Origin of the sequence: Microbacterium sp. GXS0129 (genome assembly GCF_044769785.1) — a bacterium.
Lineage (GTDB): Bacteria > Actinomycetota > Actinomycetes > Actinomycetales > Microbacteriaceae > Microbacterium > Microbacterium nymphoidis.
In genome coordinates, this window is the sequence record NZ_JBIZVZ010000001.1 from 251,761 (window position 1) to 270,945 (window position 19,185).

The 19,185-nt window shown below is 69.7% G+C and carries 13 protein-coding genes; 6 read left to right on the plus strand and 7 right to left on the minus strand.

Annotated elements, in window-relative coordinates:
- Positions 1 to 8: 8 nt before the first annotated feature.
- Positions 9 to 1,010: an AsnC family transcriptional regulator gene (locus tag ACIQJ5_RS01140; RefSeq protein ID WP_402840016.1), complete on the plus strand. Its 1,002-nt coding sequence runs from the start codon at positions 9 to 11 to the stop codon at positions 1,008 to 1,010.
- A gap of 71 nt (positions 1,011 to 1,081) precedes the next feature.
- Here ACIQJ5_RS01140 and ACIQJ5_RS01145 read toward each other — a convergent pair whose 3' ends face one another.
- The 3 genes from ACIQJ5_RS01145 to ACIQJ5_RS01155 all read right to left on the minus strand — a co-directional run bounded on the left by ACIQJ5_RS01145 (position 1,082) and on the right by ACIQJ5_RS01155 (position 9,057).
- Positions 1,082 to 2,392 carry an MFS transporter gene (locus ACIQJ5_RS01145; RefSeq protein WP_402840019.1) on the minus strand — a complete coding sequence of 437 codons (1,311 nt, stop codon included), beginning with the start codon at positions 2,390 to 2,392 and terminating at the stop codon, positions 1,082 to 1,084.
- A gap of 168 nt (positions 2,393 to 2,560) precedes the next feature.
- Positions 2,561 to 3,385 (minus strand): ABC transporter permease, encoded by an 825-nt coding sequence (locus tag ACIQJ5_RS01150; protein WP_402840021.1) that lies wholly within the window; start codon positions 3,383 to 3,385, stop codon positions 2,561 to 2,563.
- Positions 3,382 to 9,057, minus strand: a complete 5,676-nt coding sequence (locus ACIQJ5_RS01155; protein WP_402840024.1) for an ATP-binding cassette domain-containing protein — start codon at positions 9,055 to 9,057, stop codon at positions 3,382 to 3,384. The genes ACIQJ5_RS01150 and ACIQJ5_RS01155 overlap by 4 nt, the downstream gene beginning before the upstream one ends.
- Before the next feature lie 153 nt (positions 9,058 to 9,210).
- Between ACIQJ5_RS01155 and ACIQJ5_RS01160 the strand changes: the two genes are divergently transcribed.
- Both ACIQJ5_RS01160 and ACIQJ5_RS01165 read left to right on the plus strand, forming a co-directional pair.
- Positions 9,211 to 10,269, plus strand: coding sequence for an enoyl-CoA hydratase/isomerase family protein (locus tag ACIQJ5_RS01160; protein ID WP_402840027.1), 1,059 nt, complete (start codon positions 9,211 to 9,213; stop codon positions 10,267 to 10,269).
- Complete coding sequence (locus ACIQJ5_RS01165) at positions 10,266 to 11,183, plus strand: DnaJ domain-containing protein (RefSeq protein ID WP_231090862.1); 918 nt, start codon at positions 10,266 to 10,268, stop codon at positions 11,181 to 11,183. Before ACIQJ5_RS01160 ends, ACIQJ5_RS01165 begins: the two co-directional genes overlap by 4 nt.
- A 40-nt stretch (positions 11,184 to 11,223) precedes the next feature.
- Here the strand turns inward: ACIQJ5_RS01165 and ACIQJ5_RS01170 are convergent, their stop codons facing one another.
- A complete protein-coding gene (locus ACIQJ5_RS01170) occupies positions 11,224 to 11,958 on the minus strand; it encodes a FadR/GntR family transcriptional regulator (protein WP_402840029.1) in 735 nt (244 codons plus the stop codon).
- A gap of 44 nt (positions 11,959 to 12,002) precedes the next feature.
- On the opposite strand from ACIQJ5_RS01170, the gene ACIQJ5_RS01175 reads away from it, so the two are divergent.
- Entirely contained in the window at positions 12,003 to 12,863 is an 861-nt protein-coding gene (locus ACIQJ5_RS01175) for an amidohydrolase family protein (RefSeq protein ID WP_402840032.1), read from the plus strand.
- 292 nt (positions 12,864 to 13,155) lie between these two features.
- Here ACIQJ5_RS01175 and ACIQJ5_RS01180 read toward each other — a convergent pair whose 3' ends face one another.
- Positions 13,156 to 13,908: an SDR family NAD(P)-dependent oxidoreductase gene (locus ACIQJ5_RS01180; protein ID WP_231090859.1), complete on the minus strand. Its 753-nt coding sequence runs from the start codon at positions 13,906 to 13,908 to the stop codon at positions 13,156 to 13,158.
- Positions 13,908 to 14,765: a fumarylacetoacetate hydrolase family protein gene (locus ACIQJ5_RS01185; protein ID WP_402840035.1), complete on the minus strand. Its 858-nt coding sequence runs from the start codon at positions 14,763 to 14,765 to the stop codon at positions 13,908 to 13,910. The genes ACIQJ5_RS01180 and ACIQJ5_RS01185 overlap by 1 nt, the downstream gene beginning before the upstream one ends.
- Before the next feature lie 98 nt (positions 14,766 to 14,863).
- On the opposite strand from ACIQJ5_RS01185, the gene ACIQJ5_RS01190 reads away from it, so the two are divergent.
- Positions 14,864 to 16,159: an L-fuconate dehydratase gene (locus tag ACIQJ5_RS01190; protein ID WP_231090857.1), complete on the plus strand. Its 1,296-nt coding sequence runs from the start codon at positions 14,864 to 14,866 to the stop codon at positions 16,157 to 16,159.
- Entirely contained in the window at positions 16,152 to 17,129 is a 978-nt protein-coding gene (locus tag ACIQJ5_RS01195) for an aldo/keto reductase (protein ID WP_231090856.1), read from the plus strand. The genes ACIQJ5_RS01190 and ACIQJ5_RS01195 overlap by 8 nt, the downstream gene beginning before the upstream one ends.
- Positions 17,130 to 17,214: 85 nt before the next feature.
- Here ACIQJ5_RS01195 and ACIQJ5_RS01200 read toward each other — a convergent pair whose 3' ends face one another.
- Positions 17,215 to 19,167, minus strand: a complete 1,953-nt coding sequence (locus ACIQJ5_RS01200; protein ID WP_402840039.1) for a hypothetical protein — start codon at positions 19,165 to 19,167, stop codon at positions 17,215 to 17,217.
- Between the last annotated feature and the right edge of the window lie 18 nt (positions 19,168 to 19,185).

Here is a 19,185-nt window from a genome sequence, read left to right on the forward strand (position 1 = left end):
TTCGTCACATGGAAGATGTCGACGACGCCACCGTCGCCCGCTCCCTGGATGAGATCGATCTGGCGGTGCTGCACGCACTGCAGATCGACGCCCGGGCGCCCTGGGCCCGCATCGCTGCCGTCATCGGCGTCGACGCGGCGACGGTGGTCCGGCACTGGAGCGCCCTGCGCGCCGACGGACTGGCCTGGCTGACGGCCTGGCCCACCCCCCAGCGATGGTCGGCCACCACCGACCTGGGGGTGGCCCTGCTGGATTCGCGTACCCCGGCGGATGCTCTCGCGGCGGTGGTGCGCCGACCCTGGGTGCTGAGCGTGGACGAAACATCCGCCGGCTTCCTCGCGTTGCTGGCCACTTCGGCGGGCCTTGCCCGGCTGGGGGATCGCGCGCGGGAGCTCGCCGACGACGGGGCTCGGGTGCTGCGGATGGATGTGGCCGCATCGATCGTGGCGGAGGACTCCACCTGGCGCCTGGCGGTGCTCTCGAACGCGCAGCAGCGTTCGCTGCGCGCCGGCGCGCCGAGCGAAGCGGTGGGTTCCCGGCCGATAGCAGCCACCACGCTCGCGGAGATCGCGGCCGCTCTGGACGAGGATCCGCGCATGCCCGCAGCGACGCTCGCCCTGCGGCTCGGCGTGTCCGAGGCGACGGCGCGACGGAACCTGGAACGGGCCACGGCGGCAGGGCTCCTGCGATTCGGGTGCGACCTCGCGATGCCCGCGGCCGGCTTCCGGCGGGGCGTGGTGCTGTGGGGGCGCAGCGAAGATCCGGAGGGGGCCGCCGTCCGTGCCGCTCGCCTGCCGGAGGTGCATCGGGCGGGCATCCTCGTGGGCGCGGCCCCGCTGTTCGTGTGCCTGCGGTCTCGGTCTCTCACGTCCCTTCCCGCCGTGGAGCGGGCCTGGGGCGGCGATGTGGAGATCAGCGACCGCTGGGCGGTGCTTCGTGGCATGAAGCGCAACGGACACGTGCTGGACGCCGAGGGGCGATCGGTCGCCCGGGTCGCTCCGTCGTGGTGATCGGTTTCATCGCGCGCACATCGTCCGAATCCGGCCCGGTTGAGAGCGTTTTGCGCACGATGAACGCGTGATCAGGCCGACCGCAGACGATCGTCGAGGCGGTAGCGCAGCAGCGGGATGAGGCTGAGGGCGCACAGGGCGGCCGGGATCACGGAGACGCCCACCACGATCGCCCACTGCGCGCTCGCGCTCTGCGGGGCGGCGTCACCCGTCGAGGCCGCGTATCCGCCGATCGACAGCACCAGTCCGAGCAGCGCGGGCCCCAGGGCCAGCCCCAGCAGCTCGAAGCCGGACCACACGCCGGCAATCATCCCGATGCGGTTGACGCCGTTGCGCTGCGCGTCATCGGCGGCGAGGTCGGGAAGCATCGCGAGCGGGAACAGCTGCGCGCCCGCGTAGCCTGTGCCCACCACCGCGGCGGCGATGAACATCGGCAGCGCATGACCGGTGCGCGCGGTGAGCAGGGCCAGTAGCCCCACCGTCATCACGACGGTCGCCACGGCATACCCGCTCCGCTTGCCGATGCGAGCGGAGAGCCGGGACCATGCGGGCGTCAGCACGACGGCGGGGCCGACGAAGCAGACGAACGCGATCGTGGCCGCTGAGGGATCGTGGAGCACATGCCGCGCCACGTACACCACGCCGCCCAGCACCATGCCGATGCCGACGGCCTGCAGCACGAACGCGGCGATGAGTACGCGCGCGTCGGCCTGACGCAGCACGATGGTCAGTTGGTCGAACAACCGGCCGCCGGCCTGCTCGGTGCGCGTGAGCGGCACCGAACGCGTGCCCCACCACACCCCGATCGTCCCGATGAGGATGAGCGCCGCCATCGCCACGGCCATCACGCGGTAGCCGGCGATTCCCCCGAAAGTCTCGACGAGAGCGGGCGCCGCGGCCCCCGCCACCAGGATCGCCAGCGTGAACACGATCACCCGCCAGGTGATCATCCGCGTGCGCTCGTCGTAGTCGTCGGTGATCTCCGCGGACATCGCGAGATAGGGCACCTGGAAGAACGCGTAAACGGTCGCTGAGGCGAGGAAGGCGATCAGCACCCAGAGCGCGGCCGCCACGGGCGGCGCCGTCGGACCGAAGAACATCGCGGTGAAGGCGAGGGAGAGCAGGATCCCGGCGCGGAGGATGAAGGGACGACGTCGTCCACGCGGGTTACGGGAACGGTCGCTGAGCCGCCCCGCAACGGGGTTCAGGAAGAAGTCCCACGCCTTCGGCGCGAACACGATCATCCCTGCGATCGCTGCCTCCACGCCGAGCAGATCGGTCAGATAGGGCATCAGGATGAGACCCGGGACGGTCCCGTAGGTTCCCGAGGAGATGCCGCCGAGGGCGTAGCCTGCTCGAATGCGGCGCGACAGCGCAGTCATGGGGCGATGTTATGGCGAACGGTGCATCTCGTTTCGCTCCATGCCTCCGATCCGTCACGGGCGGGCGCAGGTTTCCCTTGATCCGTCAGCGGATTGCGCCTGTCGGTGTCGCTCAGTGGGGCGGTATTCTGGAAATCGGCGGGCTGCGTGCTGTGATGCGTCAGCGGGTCAGTCGATGTCGCGTCGCCACGTGGTGAAGGTGCCGATCACGGTCAGCAGGACGGCGTAGCCGGCCAGAACCAGCGCACCCACCCACCATGCGGGAGTGCCCGACGCTGCGTCGCCGGTGCCCGCGATCGCCAGCAGGCTCTGACCGACGAGGGCGTCCGATGCTGCGCCGGGCAGATACTGCAGCGGCTCGCGCAGCTGGTCGACGAACATGCCGGCCATCCGGATCACCGGCTCCACGAACTGCGTGAACGCCAGCACCACCACGATGGCTGCCACCTGGTTGCGGATGACGCTGCCGACGCCGATGCCGACCAGCGTCCAGAGTATCAGGGCCAGCACAACGCGTCCTGCCATGGCCCAGGTGCCGGTGCTGTCGAGGGCGGTCTCCTGGCCGAACACGGCGAGCATTCCGGCGCCACCGCCGATGGTGGAGGCGATGGCGACCACGCCGTAGATCGCCCCCATGATCACGCCGACGATCAGCTTCGAGCTGAGCACGACGCCGCGACGCGGATTGGCCAGCAGCGTCGGCACGATGAGCTTGTGACGGAACTCGCTGGTGACCATAAGCGTGCCGAAGAGCAGGGGCAGCACGTAGCCGCTGCTCGCGGCCAGCGAGTAGATCCAGGGCGCGACCTGGTCTGCGGGCAGCGGAATCGGCTGTCCGCCAGGAATGCTCCCCGACGCGCTCGCGCCGACCGCCGCACCCATGCCCACGGCGAACATGAGCAAGTAGGCCACCAGGATGACGCCGATCACCCACCAGCCCACCGTGGTGAACTGCTTGGTGAACTCGGAACGGGTCGCGTTGCCGAGGCTCATCGGCCCTCACCTCCGTGGTCGTTGGCGTCCGTGTGGTCTGTTTCGGCGGCGTGCTCGTCGCCGAAACGGCGGAAGAACGCGTCGGCGGCGTCATCGGACTCGGTGCGGTCATCTCGCCGCTCCCACGCGTCGCGCGGAACCGGGTCCTCTTCCTCGAGCGAGTCGTCGTCCGTGTCTTCGGTGAACTGCGCGAGCGGGATCTCGATCACGCGGGTCGACAGATCCTCCGCCGGAACATCGCCGTGCAGCGCCGACGTGACGGCATCGGCCGCGTACGGGGCGGTTCCGGTGTCGTGCGTGGGATCGACGGATCCGTCGCGCATCAGCTCGTCGCCGTCGGGGTCTGCGCTGGTGCGGGAGCCGAGGAGCAGGTCATCGAACGACAGCTCGCCGGTGACGGGATTCGCCTCGTACGTGAGCACGGTGGGCGCGGGGACGTCGGGGACGTCGGGAGCGTCCTCGCCGGTGGACGCATCGGGGTCACCGGACGTTGTGCCGGGGGAGGGCGTGCCGTGTTCCGCGGACGTCGCGGCGCTGTCGTCGTACGTGTTCGCGTCGGAGGTGTTCTGGTCGGAGGTGTTCTCGTCGGAGGTGTTCTCGTCGTGCGTGTTCGTGTCGGAGGTGTTCTCGTCCTGCGTGTTCGCGTCGTATGCGTTCTCGTCGTGCGTGTTCGCGTCGTGTGGGTTCTCGTCGGAGGTGCTCTCGCTGGACGTGTTCGCGTCGTCCGTGTTCGCGTCGTCCGTGTTCTCGCCGAATGGGTTCTCGCCGGATGGATTCTCGGCGGTTTCGGCGCGGGGAGCGTCGTCGAGAGGGCCGTCGTGGCTCGGCTCGGACGAGAGGTTGTCGTCCGAGCGGACTTCTCCGGTGTGGTGCGTGTCGGCGACCGCCGCATCCGCGGGCTCCACTCCATCGCCGGCGTGCTCAGTACCATCGTGGTCCGACGTGTGAGCGGAGCTGGCGTCGGTCGAGTGGATGGATTCCGCCGTGACCACCGGAATCGTACCGGTGCGGATAATGCCGATCTCGCCCGTCGCCGCCACCTCGTACCGGGTCTCGGCGGCGATGTCCTCGGCCCGGATGACGCCGATCTCACCGGTGGGCGCCACCTCGAACACGGTGTTGTCAGAGGCGGTGCTGGCGTCAGCATTGGTGCGCGGCGGCTGCGGCGGGGTCCACCCTTCGCCGGGTCCGCTGTCCTGCCTTGGAGCCCACGCGGAGTCATCCGGCTGTTCCGGGGCGGGGTCTTCCGCTGACGGCGTCGCCGTGAAAGAAGTGGTGGCCGTGGCAGGGGCGCGGAACAGCGGCGGGGTGGCGGGGGCCGGAGCGGGCTCCGGTGCATCCGTGGCCTCGAAGACAGGAATGTCGAAGGCGGACCCGTCGTGCTCAGGGATGTCGCTCTCGCTCGCCGGTGCCGGTGCCTCGGCGTTCGGTGACCAGGTGTCGGACGAGGGCGCGTGCTCGCTCGGCGTGGTGACGTCATCGGACGGAGCCGTACCACCGGGTGCTGTGTTGTCCGCAAAGGTTGCGTAGCCGTCGGCCGCCTCATGGTCGTTGGGCGTCGCGTTCCCGTTGGTCGGCGTCGCGTTCCCGTCGGTCGGCGTCGCGTTGCCGTCGGTCGGCGTTGCGTTCCCGTCGGTCGGCCCGTCGGTCGGTGTCGCGTCGGTCGGCGTCGCGTTGGAGTCGGATTCGTGGAACGAGGGTGTCTCGCCGGATAGCGCCGGGTCGGACTGAGTCGTGACGCTTGTCTGCCCGCTGTCATCCGCGTCTGCGAACGCGCTCGTTGTGCTGGTGCCCGCATCGGGTTCGGGGCTGGCGTCGGTGAGGGAAGCTTCCGGTTCGCTGCGCTCCGCGGACGTGTCGGGGAGAGGAGACTCCAGCACGGCGGCATCATGGGCGGCCGTGGGCGGCACATCGGCCTCACCCTGCGCGGAGGCCTCCGGCCTCGCCCCGGCGGACTGATCAGTGCCCGCCGAGTTCTCCGAGATGCGAGGCGTGCTCGCCAGGGCAGCATCGGTGGTGAGTGTCGACTCGTCTCCCGCTGCCGGGACCACGGAGATCAACTCGGTGGGCAGGTTCCAGTCTCCCGCGGGATCGTCCTCGGACGTGGCCTCTGCAGGCGATGCCTGCTCGGCAGGAACCGCACCCTGCAATCCCGTGGCATCGTCTCCCGTGAACGCCCCGGACTCCGCAACAGCGGCGTCCTCGGTTGCCTCGGCGTTGTTGAAGAGCTCATCGAGCGTGCCGATGGCGTCTGTGACCACCGGCGGCGCGGCGTCCGACGACGCGGCGGCGTTCTCGGTCGCCTCAGCGGAGCGTCGACGTGAGAGACGCCACCACGGGCGACGCTCGGGTCGCTGCGGCGCGGCAGAAGCACTCACCGAGCCGGGCTCGTCTGTGCTCTGGGGCTCATCTGTGCTCTGAGGCTCGTCTGTGCCCTCGGGCTCGTGGATGATCTGCGGCTCAGCGGGGGCGGTCGTGGCGGTGGCTGCCGACAGCGGCATCGCCCAGTCCGGCGTGATCTCGTCGCCGAGGCCGTCCTCGTCCGAGTCCGCCGCGGGCAGACGAAAAGATCTGTCGGTGCTGTCGGTGCTGTCGGTGCTGTCGGTGCTGTCGGTGCTGTCGGTGCTGTCGTGCGCGTGGTCTGTTTCTGCCGGGAAGGCAGATTCTGCGGCGAGATCGATCTCGCCGTCGCCCGTGGCGCTCGCCGACTCTGGCAGGTACGAACTGTCCGGCACCGAGGAGGCCGTGCCAGCACCCCGGTCGTCGGAGCGGCCAGTGGCGTCGGCGGCGGGGCCCGCAGCTGCGTGGTCAGCTGGTCTGCTGTCAGAGTCGAGAGCAGGATCATCGCCGAACGGGTACTTCATCGACGCAGGCATCCACCAGGCACGAGGTGCAGCTTCGTCAGCCTGGCCCGCGGGAGCGTCCTTCGAGACCGAGCCCTCGTTCCCTCCCAGGGGAAGTTCCACGCTGGTGGGAGGCACAGTGTCCGCAGAGCCGGGGGCGGTCTCCACCGGCGATGCGTCCTTCGTGCCACCATCGCCTGTCTCGGGGAGTCCGGCATCCGTGATGTTTTCGAACGCCGTCGAGACGCCATATGCGTCGCCGTCGGCGCCACGATCGTTCGCCGCGGTGGCTTCTGCACCCGTGTATGCGTCCGGACCACCGGCGGGCTCTGCGCCTGCACCCGCGTCTGCATCGGCGTCGGCATCAGCGTCGGCGGCGACGTCTGTGTGAGCGCCCGAGGAGAACTCTTCAGCACCGCCGACTGCGGCTGCTTCCGGCTCGGTGTTCGTGTCCGCGTCGAGGTGACCGCCGACGCTCGTGCCGCCTCGCTCGTCTTCGAGGCCGGGGGAGTCCTCGGGCGGACCTGCGGCGTCTGCGTCGGCCTGGTGATTCGTCCCGTCTTCGGCGAGCGTCTCGCCCGTCTCGGCGACCGGCTCGGTGCTCGCCGCAGAACCGTCTCCGGCGTCCTCGTCCGGCGCATCCACCAGCGACGCGGTCCCGGTGGGAACGCGAATCTCGGCAGGCATCCACCATGCGGTACCGAGCCCCGCCGGTCCACGATCGTCCGAACTCACGTCCTGCCTGTCGCCGGACTCAGGGACCGGCTGCGCGGAGTCGAACGCCTCTGCCGTGGGGGGTTCTTGCGAAGGCGCTTCCTCGCCGCTTGTCTCGGAAGCGCCCCAGCCGTCAGCATCCTCGGCGGACGTCGCGGCATCGCCGGACAGCGCGGTGTCGCTCGACAGCGCAGTGTCCTCAGTCGGCGGCGTGGTGCCGTCGCCCGGCTCTTCGTCGGAAAGATCACGAGCGGATTCGCCGGCATCGGACGCACCGGCGAAGCTCACGATATCCGGTGCCGCATCGTCGGCGGAGTGGTCAGCTTCATCGTCCGAGGACCTGCCGGCGGCGTCATCGGGGCCTGTGATGGGGCCGCTCGCATCGGCCTCCGAGGCGAACGCGGCTCCGTCGGAGCCATACGCGTCATCGTGCGGGCTCGCGGGAGCGTGGGCACTGGCAAAGCCGTTCCCGTCAGCGTCGGCTCCGTGGATGTCGTCGCGGGTCGCCTCGTCGGCGTCATCGGGGCTCTCAACGTCAGCGCGCTCCGCGTGCGGAACTGCAGCGTCAGCGTCAGCGTCAGTTTCGGTGTCGGCGCCAGTTTCGGTGTCGGTGCCGTCATAGATGCCACCGTCGGTGCCGGCTCCGTGAATGTCGTCACGGTCGGCGTCAGACTCGGCGGCTGCGTCCGGGCCTCCCTCTTCGAGAGCTCCGCGGCCCTCGGCGCGCGAGCCGAACTCGGCTGCCGGAACGTTCGACTCGGAAGGCTCGGCGTCGGCGGGGGCCACAGGGAGGAGACGGCGGTCCTCGCTCGATTCTTCGCCGTTCGTCGGCGTGGCATCCGCGGTATCGCCGCCCTCCCCGACGGAACCGTCCACCCCACTCGGCGCGTCCGTAGCGGCGTCCGCACTCACGTCGGAGTCCTGCGTGACAGCGGGTTCGCCCAGGAGCATCTGCTCAGCGGCGCCGGCCGAGGACGTGTCCGGCTCGTCACGGTCCGTTGCCGCACTCGCTGCGGCCGTGGCGAAGGCTCCTCCGGCCACCGCGCCGGCGGCCACGGATCCCGCACCGGCAGCGGCGGGTCCGGCCACGGATCCCGCACCGGCAGCGGCGGGTCCGGCACCGGTCGCGACCGTTGCCGCGGACGTGATCGCAGACCCTCCGCCGGCTGCAGCGCCCGCGTCTGCATCGCCCAGCGCGGGGCCCGAAGCGGACGGGTGTACCCGCGTGCCGTTGGTGAGCTCGAAGAACACCTCTTCCAGCGAGGGGCCCTTGCGCTGCAGCAGTGAGAGCGCCACGCCGGCGTCCGCTGCGGCCGCGCCCACCTCGGCGGTGGTCGCGCCGCGGACGGTGAGACCTGAGCGCAGGAGCTCGGCGGTGAGACCGGCTTCACGCAGCGCGGCGGCCAGCGCGCCTCGGTCGGGACCGTCGACCACCGTGGCCGACTCCTCGTCGGTGAGGAGGTCGCCGAACCCTCCGTGGAAGACCAGCCGACCGCCCGAGATCATGATCAGCGCGTCTGCCGTCTGCTGGACCTCCGCGAGCATGTGCGAGGAGACCAGCACGGTGCGACCTTCGGCAGCGAGCGCGCGAAGGAAGCCGCGGATCCAGGTGATGCCCTCGGGATCGAGTCCGTTCGTCGGCTCATCCAGCACGAGAACGCCGGGGTCGCCCAGCAGCGCCGTTGCGAGCGCGAGGCGCTGCCGCATGCCCAGGGAGTAGCCGCCCACCTTGCGTCCTGCGGCGCCACTCAGCCCGACGAGTTCCAGAACCTCGGGAACGCGAGAGAGCGCGATGCCCGCGGCACGTGCGTAGACCTTGAGGTGATCGGAGGCGGTGCGCCCCGGGTGGAAGGACGTTGCTTCGAGCACCGCCCCGACGGTTCGTGCCGGGTGAGCGAGGCGCCCGTAGGGTGCGCCGTCGATCAGCGCAGAACCGGACGTGGGGGTGACGAGACCCAGCAGCATTCGCAACGTCGTCGTCTTGCCGGCACCATTCGGACCGAGGAAGCCGGTCACCACACCGGGCTCGACGCGGGCGGTGAGGCCGTCGACGGCGGTCACCGCACCGTAGCGCTTCGTGAGGCTCCGGAACTCCAACACGTGTCCTTCGGGCATGTGCCAGCCTCTCTTCGTCGCGAATCAGGTCATCTCATTGTGGCCGATTCAGCGTTTCTCCGGTGGATCATCGGCGATTCCGGAGGCGCGTCTGCCACCGCTGTGCCCGCTGCGGTGACCGATGGTCCCTGTCGCGAGGGTAACCTAGGCCGGGTGAGCACGCCACAGTCGGACGCCTCGGTGATCGTCCAGATGACGGGGGGCCTGGGACAGCTGACGCTGAACCGGCCGCGCACCCTCAACGCCCTGAGCATCGACATGATTGAGATCATGCTGGTGGCCCTGCGCGGCTGGATATCGGATCCGGACGTGTCGGCGGTGCTGATCGATGCCGCCGGCGACCGCGGCCTGTGCGCGGGCGGCGATGTCCGCGCCGTTCGTGAGTCGCTGATCGGTGGACGGCCCGACGAAGCCCTGCACTTCTTCCGTGAGGAGTATGCACTGGATCTGCTGATCCACGAGTACCCCAAACCGGTCGTGGTGTTCGCCGATGGGATCACGATGGGTGGTGGCATCGGGCTCGCCGGGCACGCCGCGGTACGCGTGGTCACCGAACGCTCGCAGCTCGCGATGCCGGAGACGCGCATCGGATTCACCCCGGACGTCGGCGGCAGCCTGCTGCTTGCACGCGCCCCGGGCCGCGTGGGGGAGTACCTCGGCCTCACCGGCGTCTCGATGAACGCCGCGGACGCGATCTGGGCGGGTTTCGCCGATCAGTTCGTTCCGTCGGATCGGCTGCCTTCCGCACTGGACGCTCTGCGCCACCGGGCCGACCCGGGAACGCCGATGGAGCTGCTCATGCTGTTCGATGAGACGCCCGGACGCTCGCGTTTGGAAGACGCTCGCGAATGGATCGACGATGCCTTCTCACGGGACACGGTCGGTGACATCGTGCAGCGCCTGCGGGAGATCGGAGGAGAGGCAGCCACCACCGCCGATCTGCTGGGGGAATTGTCGCCCAGTTCGCTGGCGGTCACGCTCTCCTCGATTCGCGCCGCCCGCGAGGCGGACGATCTGCGGGCCGTGCTGGAGCAGGAGTTCCACGTGGGAGCGTTCCTGTCCGCGCGCCCCGACATGGCCGAAGGCATCCGTGCTCAGCTCGTGGACAAGGACCGGTCGCCCGCATGGTCGCCGGCGACCATCGCCGACTTGCCCGACGGTCTCGGAGAGGAAGCTCTCGCGTTCCGCGCACCGACGGCGCTCTTTTCGTGAGCGGGTCGCCGCTGGCCGCGTCCGCCTATGAGATTCTGCGCGTGGCGGCTGATGCGAGCGACGAAGAACTTCGTCGGGCGTATCGACTCCGGCTGCGGGAGGCGCACCCCGACACGGGCGGCGACGCCGCGCTCTTCGTTCGCGTGCAGGCTGCATGGGAACTGGTGGGCACCCCCGCCGCGCGAGCCGCGTACGACCGCGGACGCGGGGGTGCCTCCGTCTCCCACCCGACGTTCGCCCCGGAACCCACCGTGCGCAGCCGCCCCAGCGACACCCGGCCGGGTCCGCGCAGTCACGGACAGCCCGGCGGCTACAACCGCGAGCGGTATCTCGTGGGCATTCGCGAGTGGGCCGGGCGCGGCGTCGCGCTCCCCGATCCCTACGACCCGGCGCTGGTGCGCTCCGCACCCCGGGAGCTCCGGCGCCTGCTCGCCGACGCGCTCGCGGAGGAGAACACCGCCCGCTCGCTCTCCGACCTGGGCATGGGCTACACGATCTGGCATGACGTCGCCGTGCCGCGCATCGGCGGAAAGCTCGATCACGTCGTCCTCGGTCCGAGCGGCCTGTTCGCGGTCGCGAGCGACGACTACGCCGCACCGGTCAAGTTCCGTCGTGGCGAGGTGATCGGCGAGGGTGTGGACGCGGCACCGGTGGGGGCGACCGTGGCGGCGGCGCGTGCGCTGGGCAAGGCTGCCGGGGTCCGCTTCGGCGGCGTGATCGTGGTGCTGCCCGACGCCGATGTCCCGGAGCAGATCACCGAACTCGGGCGGGTCCGCTCGCTCGCGGCGGTGGTCGTGGGCCGCGGTGCGCTCACGACCGTGCTGCGTCGGGGGATCACCGGTGTGCGCGATCTCGGCGGCACGGAGATCTTCGACGTCCGCACGCGCCTGCAGGCGGCCATCCGCTTCGTCTGAGCCCGCCGGCCTGTCCGTGCGAAGGCTGCCGTCGCCTATCTCAGTCGGCGGGGATGGGGACGGGGTGGTCCGCATCCCGTGAGTCATCCGCTGTGGCAGAGGCGGCCGCGGCTTTGCGCAGCCACCGCTCGATTCCGGAGACGTGTACGGATGCGAGCGAGGATGCGAGCTCGGGGTCGTGTGCGGCGATGGCCTCCGCGATCGCCTGGTGCTCGCTGAGTGTGCGCTCGACCGCGCCGTCCTGGGTGAGACCGCGCCAGAGCCGTGCGCGCACGGTCTGGCTGCTGAGGCTGTCGAGCAGGCTCGAGAGGTAGTTGTTCCCGCCCATCCTGGTGATCGCGCCGTGGAAGCGCAGATCGTGGGCGACGAGCTCGGCGATGTCGGTGAGACCGAGGGCCTGATCCATCTCCGCTTCGAGAGAGGCGACGTCCTCATCGCTCGCCTTGAGCGCGGCCGCCGCGGTGGCGTGTGATTCGAGGACGCGTCGAACGGTGAAGATTTCGAGCAGCGACTCGTCGTCGTGCATGTCGACGACGAACGAGATGGCCTCCAGCAAAAGGTGCGGTTCCAGGCTGGTGACGTACGTTCCATCGCCGCGGCGCACATCGAGCACCCGGATGACCTCCAGCGCCTTGACCGCCTCCCGCATCGAGTTGCGGGACAGGCCCAGCCGTTCAGCGAGTTCCTTCTCCGGGGGCAGCCGATCGCCCGGGCCCAGCTCGCCGCGCACGATCATCGCCTTGATCTTCTGGATCGCCTCGTCAGTCACCGCCATGGGGTCATGATAGCGAGACATCGGATGTCCGGCAGGATAGACGCATGCACATCCTCGACGCGCATCTCCACCTCTGGGACCCCGCTGTTCTCGACTACGGCTGGCTGAGTGGTGACCTGGACCGAACGTTCGGCCCGCGGGAGCTCGAACACGCACTGGCCGGGATGTCCGATGACCGTGCGTTCATCTTCATGCAGGCCGATGCGCGCCCCGACCAGGCGCTCGCCGAGGTGGACTGGGTGGCCTCGCTGCCGTTGCCAGTGCGGGGATTCATCGCCTTCGCCGCGCTGGAACAGGGCGACGCGGTCGCGGAGCATCTGGCCGCCCTGTCCTCGCGACCCGGCGTGGTCGGAGTGCGTCGGCTGCTCCAGGGGGAGGCGCCGGGCTTCGCGCTCACCCCCGACTTCCTCCGCGGGGCGGAACTCGCCGCCGTGCACGGACTGGTGTTCGATGCCTGCGTGCGCGGCGAGGCCCAGCTCCGCGATGTCGCGGCGCTCGCGGACGAGCTCCCGCAGCTGAGCATCGTGCTGGACCACCTCGGCAAGCCGGTCGTGGGTTCGGCGGAGGCGCCGGCCGACCCGTCCGCGGGCGGCTGGTCGCGATCGATCCGTGACCTTGCCGAGCGCCCGAACCTGGTGTGCAAGGTGTCGGGCTTGCCGGGCGAGAGCGACGGCGCCTTCTCCGCCGCTCAGTTCGAGCCGTTCCTGGATGTGGCGCTGGAGGCGTTCGGTGCGGAGCGCCTCCTCTACGCCAGCGACTGGCCCGCCTCCTTCCCGGGTGACGCCGTGGCAGGATACGGCGCGTGGGAGCGGATCGTTCGCGAGTGGATCGCTTCTCGCGGCATCGACGCCGACGCCGTGCTGCGGACGAACGCCGAGCGGGTCTACGGACTCGACGCGACCTGAGACGGCGGTGATGGGTGGTCACGGGCCTGGGGGGATGGGCGATGGCGCCGACTTCCTGCCACAGACGATAAACGGCGCCCAGCCAAGGGGGGTGGCTGGGCGCCGCTTGGACTGACACAATGCGGCAGTCCGCTGAGGTCTGATGTTCAGTTTCGGGCAATGATCATCAGAAGAATGTGACTCGATCTCTCAAGTCGCTTCCAGCGTAGCGCGTCTCAGATGCCCGCGGGCGAACTTTCACCCGCATTGCGGAAAAAACTCGTCCGCTCGGCGGGCGCACCCGGCACGAGCATCAGGAGCGCGGACGCGGACGCAGTTGCGCCATGCCGCCGTCGACCTCGATGAACGTTCCGGTGGTCGAACCCGACCGCGGGCTCACGAGATAGGCGACCGCGTCGGCAACCTCATCCGGGGAGACCAGGCGACCGTGCGGCTGGCGCGCCTGGAGCGCGGCGCGCTCCGCCTCGGGGTCGGTCTCCTTCTCCAGGAGCCGGCCGATCCACGGCGTGTCGGCGGTACCCGGGTTGACGGCGTTGACGCGGATGCCCTCGTGGAGGTGATCGGCGGCCATGGCACGCGTGAGGGAGAGGACGGCGCCCTTGGTCGCGGAGTACAGCGCGCGCTGCGGAAGGCCCGTCGTCGCCGCGATGGACGAGGTGTTGCAAATTGCTGCGGAGGGCGACTGGCGCAGCCACGGCAGGGCAGCGCTGGTCACCCGCGCGATCCCGGTGACGTTGATCGACAGAACGCGCGCCCACTCGTCGTCGTCGTTGGCCGCGATGTCGCCCTGTGCGCCGATGCCGGCGTTGTTGATGAGGATGTCGATGCGGCCGTGGTCCGCCGCGACCTGTTCGACGGCCGCGGTGACGCTGGCGCGATCCGAGATGTCCGCCCGGTACGCGGAGAAGGCGGCATCGGCGATGTCGGGGTTGAGATCCAGCACCGCGATGGTGGCGCCCTCCTCATGCAGGCGCCGGCCGATGGCCGCGCCGATTCCCTGTGCGCCGCCCGTGACGACGGCGACGAGTCCGTCCATGCTTCCCATCAGTTCTTCTCCCATGCGATGAATTCGTGGCGCTGACGCCCCAGTCCGTCGATCTCGACCTCCACGACGTCCCCGGCCTTCAGGTAGGGGAACTTGCCGCCGAAGGCCACACCCTGCGGGGTGCCGGTGAGGATCAGGTCACCGGGTTCGAGGGTGACGTACTGCGACAGGTGCCAGACGATGTGGGTGACATCGAAGATCATGTCGTTGGTGTTGGAGTCCTGACGCGGCTCCCCGTTGACGAAGCTGCGCAGTCCGACGTTGCGCGGATCGATCTCATCCGGCGTGACCAGCCACGGGCCGGTGGGGTTGAAGCCGAAGGCGATCTTGCCCTTCGACCACTGTCCCCCGGAGACCTCCATCTGGAACGCCCGCTCGGAGACGTCGTCGCAGATCACGAACCCGGCGATGTGCGCAGCGGCCTCCTCCGGTGAGTCGAGGTAGGCGGCACGGGCGCCGATGACGACGCCGAGCTCGACCTCCCAGTCGGTCTTCTCGCTCCCGCGGGGGATCGTGACGGCATCATTCGGACCCACGACGGTGTTCGGCGTCTTGAGGAACATGATCGGAATCGTCGGCGGCTCCGCACCGGACTCCCGCGCATGCGCAGCGTAGTTCTGCCCGATGCAGATGACGGCGCTCGGGCGGGCGATCGCCGCGCCGATGCGCAGCTCGTCCGCACCCGCCAGCACCGGCAGCCGGCCGGCGTCGATCGCCGCCTGCGTGCGGGAGATCGGATCGTTCTCCAGGAAGGCTCCGTCGATGTCGGCGGTGACGCCACGCAGGTCCAGCGTGGCGTCAGCAGTGATGACGACGGGGATCTCCTCGCCGACGGGACCCAGACGTGCGAACTTCATCGATGCTCCGTTTCCGTGTGGCCGCGTCAGGCGGCGTCAATTGACAGTATAGACATCCGATGTTTAATCTGTGAGAGCCCGATCCAAGGAGATCTCACGTGAGCCGTATCGTCGCCCTCGAAACGACAGACATCCGCTTCCCCACCTCGCTCAGCCTCGACGGCTCCGACGCGATGAACCCGGACCCCGACTACTCGGCCGCATACGTGCGGATCGTCACCGACGCCGACGACGACATCTCGGGGCACGCGTTCGTGTTCACCATCGGTCGCGGCAACGACGTCCAGGTCGCCGCCATCGACACCCTGGCCGGTCATCTGGTGGGTCGTGAGATCGAGCCGCTGCTCGATGACATGGGCGGCACCTGGAAGGAGATCAACGGCGACTCGCAGCTGCGCTGGCTCGGCCCTGAAAAGGGCGTCATGCACATGGCGATCGGTGCCGTGATCAACGCCCTGTGGGACATCAAGGCCAAGCGTGCCGGTCTGCCGTTGTGGCAGCTGCTGTCCCAGCTCAGCCCGGAGGAGATCGTCTCCCTCGTCGACTTCCGCTACCTCACCAACGCCCTCACGCCCGAGGATGCGCTGCAGATCCTGCGCGACGCGGAGGCGGGCCGCGCCGAGCGCACCGAGCGCCTGCTCGCGGAGGGCTACCCGGGCTACACCACCAGCCCCGGATGGCTCGGGTACTCCGACGAGAAGCTGGAGCGCCTGGCGCGCGAGGCGATGGCAGATGGCTTCACGCAGATCAAGCTGAAGGTGGGCGCCGATCTGCAGGACGACATCCGTCGCTTCCGCAAGGCACGCGAGGTGTGCGGTCCCGACTTCCCGATCGCCATCGACGCCAACCAGCGCTGGGAGGTGAGCGAGGCCATCGAGTGGGTGAACGCGCTCGCCGAGTTCCAGCCGGCATGGATCGAGGAGCCCACCAGCCCCGACGACATCCTCGGCCACGCGGAGATCGCGCGCGGTGTCGCACCGATCCGGGTGGCCACCGGGGAGCACGCGCAGAACCGCATGATCTTCAAGCAGCTGCTGCAGGCCGAGGCGATCTCCGTGATGCAGATCGACGCTGCCCGCGTCGGCGGGGTGAACGAGAACATCGCCAACCTGCTGCTGGCCGCCAAGTTCGGAGTTCCGGTGTGCCCGCACGCCGGTGGTGTCGGGCTGTGCGAGGCGGTGCAGCATCTGTCGATGTTCGACTTCGTGGCTGTCTCGGGTTCGAAGGAGGGGCGACTGATCGAGTTCGTCGACCATCTGCACGAGCACTTCGTCATCCCGACAGACATCCAGGGCGGGAACTACATGGCTCCGACGGCACCGGGCACGGGCATGGAGATGAAGGCGGAGTCTCGCGAGCGGTACACGTGGAGCGGAGCGCACGCGAATGCGTGACACCGTGTCGGGCCTGGCAGAGCTGCCGGTGCGGCTCGGCTACGGAGCCGCCAACCTCGGCAACATGTTCCGCGAGGTGTCGGACGACGAGGCCTGGGAGGTGCTCGAAGCCGCCTGGGAGGGCGGCGTGCGCTACTTCGACACCGCGCCGCACTACGGTCTCGGGCTGTCGGAGCGACGTCTCGGGGCTTTCCTGCAGACCAAGCCCCGAGACGAGTTCATCGTCTCCACCAAGGCCGGGCGGCTGATCCGGCCGAACCCCGATGACGACGGCGGACTCGACCTCGACAACGCCTTCCATGTCCGCACCGACGTGCGCCGCGAACTCGCCTACGACGGCGATGGCGTGCGCGCCTCGCTCGCGGAGTCCCTGGAGCGGATGGGGCTGGACCGCATCGACGTGCTGTACCTGCACGACCCGGAGCGCTCGGGTCACCTGGACCAGGCCATCGCGGAGGCTTATCCGGCGATGCAGGAACTGCGCGCCGAGGGGCTCGTCAGCGCCGTGGGTATCGGCTCCATGGTGTCGGATGCTCTTGCCCGCTCGGTGCGGGAGGCCGATCTGGACGTGATCATGATCGCCGGACGGTACACGCTGCTCGAACAACCCGCGGCGAGTGAGGTGCTTCCCGCCTGCCATGCTCGCGACACTGCCGTTGTCGCCGCCTCCGTGTTCAACTCGGGTCTGCTGGCCACGGCCGTGCCGTCTCGCGACAGCCGGTACGAATACGGCGCCGTTCCCGACGACATCTGGGAGCGTGTGACCCGGATCGCCGCGATGTGCGACCGGCATGGGGTGCCCCTTCCCGCCGCCGCGCTGCAGTTCCCGTTCCAGGACTCGGCCACCGCGTCCGTCATCGTCGGAACGGCGCGTGCCGACCAGATCCGCCAGAACCTCGACCTCGTGACGGCGCCGATCCCCGCCGCACTGTGGGATGAGCTTCGCGCCGAGGGGCTGATTCCGGCCTGACGCGCACAGCGTCGTCGTGAAAGATGAGAATCGCACCTCCGAGACGTCTCGGAGGTGCGATTTCTATCTCTCAGGGGGTTCGCGGTCAGTCCACGTATCCGCCCTCGCCGGTGTCGCCGTCATAGACGAACTCGCGCTTGCCGGTGTCGATGTGGATGTCGATGCCGAGGGGCTCCTGCGCCAGGAGATGCTCCTCGGCCTGCTTCGCCTTCGCCTCGTATTCCTTGGCGGTCTTCTCGTCGACGCCGAACACCGTGCCGCCCTTCAGATCGGTGATGATGAAAAGGAACGCCTGCACCGCGGTGCGATTGAACTCGGTGTCGGGGATCTCCTTCCACAGCGAGCCGTCGTCTCGGGCGGTCTTGTAGTGATCGATGAGTGCCTGGAGCTTCGCTTCGGTGGTGCCGGTGCCGGGCAGCCCCTCCTCGCCTCCGGCGGTGCCGGTCGACTTCGGCGTCGGCTCGGCGGATGCCGTCGGCTGCGGGGTGGGCTTAGCCGTGCCGCTGGGCTTCGGTGTCGCCGTTCCCTTGGGCGTCGGTGACGCCTTCGGAGTCGCGCTCTGCTTCGGCGTCGCGGAGGGCTTCGGATCGGCGGAGCTGGTGGTGGGCGCGGGCGCCGGCGTGGGCTCCGTGGACGTGCCGGAGCTCTGCAGAGCGATGCCGACGACGATCGCGATGATCGCCAGCAGGGCGAGAACACCGACGCCGATCAGCGTGGGAAGCACCCACTTCTTACGTCCGGACGGGACCACCGTGCCGGTCATCTGTGAGGCGGCGGGGTGTCCGGGCTGCGTCGGTGTGCCGCCGCCCAAGGGCGGGGTGCCATACGGCGTGGGTGGGGCGCCGTACGGTGCGGGCGGGGCGCCGTACGGGGCGGGCGTCGGCGCTTGGCCGTAGGCCGGAGATCCGTATGCCGGCTGACCCGCGGGAGAGTGCCCGTATCCGGCCGGGCCCGCGGCGCCGTACGGCTGGGCGGGGGGAATCTGGCCGTAGGGCTGGGTCGGCGCGCCTTGCCCGTACGGCTGGGTCGGTGTGTCTTGCCCGTACGGCTGGGTGGGTGTTGTCTGGCCAGACGGCTGGGTCGGTGTGCCCTGGCCGTGCTGCTCGGTGGGCGCTGCCTGCCCGTAAGGCTGGGTCGCCGCGTCCTGCCCATGGGCTCCCGTGCCCGCGTTGCCGTAGGGCTGTGTGGGTGCTGTTTGGCTGTAGGGCTGGGTTGGTGCGTCTTGTCCATGGGCTCCCGTGCCCGCGTTGCCGTAGGGCTGGGTGGGTGCTGTTTGGCTGTAGGGCTGGGTTGGTGCGTCCTGCCCATGGGCTCCCGTGCCCGCGTTGCCGTAGGGCTGGGTGGGTGCTGTTTGGCTGTAGGGCTGGGTTGGTGCGTCTTGTCCAAGGGCTCCCGTGCCCGCGTTGCCGGAGGGCTGTGTGGGTGCCGTTTGGCTGTAGGGCTGCGTGGGTGCGTCCTGCCCGTAGCCGCCCGTGTCCGTGTTGCCGTACGGCTGGGGCAGCTCCGACTGCCCATACGGCAGCGTCGGTGCGTTGTGCCCGTAGGCCCCCGCGCCTGCGTCGCCGTACGGCTGGGTCGGGGAGGTCTGCCCGTAGGTCTGGGCCGGTGCGTCGTTCGCGTGGGCACCTGCGCCGCCGTAAGGCTGAGTGGGTGCCGACGGACCGTACGGGTGGGTGGGTGCCGGCTGACCGGAGGGCGGGACCGGCGGCTGCCCGTACGGCGGGGCCGGCGGCTGCCCGTACGGGTGGGTGGGCGCCGGCTGACCGGAGAGCGAGGCCGGCGGCTGCCCGTGTGGCGCGGACTGCGGTGGGGGCGGTCCGTCAGACGGGTCGGCCGTCGGCTCTCCGGTATCGCCCGAGGTCTGCCCGTCGGCATCCGGGATCGCCGGCCCCGGCGCGACCGAATCCGCCGCTTCATCCGGTTCCTGCGCGGATTCGCCCGAGGCGTCCGTCGCCGGCGGGAATGCCGCCTCCGGTGTCTGTGGCGGATCGCTTTCCGATCCGTTCTGGTGCTGCGGATCCTGACGCTCGTCACTCATGGACGCCCCCTTCGTCGT

Coding starts and splice junctions, on each gene's coding strand:
- ACIQJ5_RS01140 (WP_402840016.1), top strand. CDS start 9: ATGGAAGATGTCGACGACGCCACCGTCGCCCGCTCCCTGGATGAGATC.
- ACIQJ5_RS01145 (WP_402840019.1), bottom strand. CDS start 2,392: ATGACTGCGCTGTCGCGCCGCATTCGAGCAGGCTACGCCCTCGGCGGC.
- ACIQJ5_RS01150 (WP_402840021.1), bottom strand. CDS start 3,385: ATGAGCCTCGGCAACGCGACCCGTTCCGAGTTCACCAAGCAGTTCACC.
- ACIQJ5_RS01155 (WP_402840024.1), bottom strand. CDS start 9,057: ATGCCCGAAGGACACGTGTTGGAGTTCCGGAGCCTCACGAAGCGCTAC.
- ACIQJ5_RS01170 (WP_402840029.1), bottom strand. CDS start 11,958: ATGGCGGTGACTGACGAGGCGATCCAGAAGATCAAGGCGATGATCGTG.
- ACIQJ5_RS01175 (WP_402840032.1), top strand. CDS start 12,003: ATGCACATCCTCGACGCGCATCTCCACCTCTGGGACCCCGCTGTTCTC.
- ACIQJ5_RS01180 (WP_231090859.1), bottom strand. CDS start 13,908: ATGGGAAGCATGGACGGACTCGTCGCCGTCGTCACGGGCGGCGCACAG.
- ACIQJ5_RS01185 (WP_402840035.1), bottom strand. CDS start 14,765: ATGAAGTTCGCACGTCTGGGTCCCGTCGGCGAGGAGATCCCCGTCGTC.
- ACIQJ5_RS01195 (WP_231090856.1), top strand. CDS start 16,152: ATGCGTGACACCGTGTCGGGCCTGGCAGAGCTGCCGGTGCGGCTCGGC.
- ACIQJ5_RS01200 (WP_402840039.1), bottom strand. CDS start 19,167: ATGAGTGACGAGCGTCAGGATCCGCAGCACCAGAACGGATCGGAAAGC.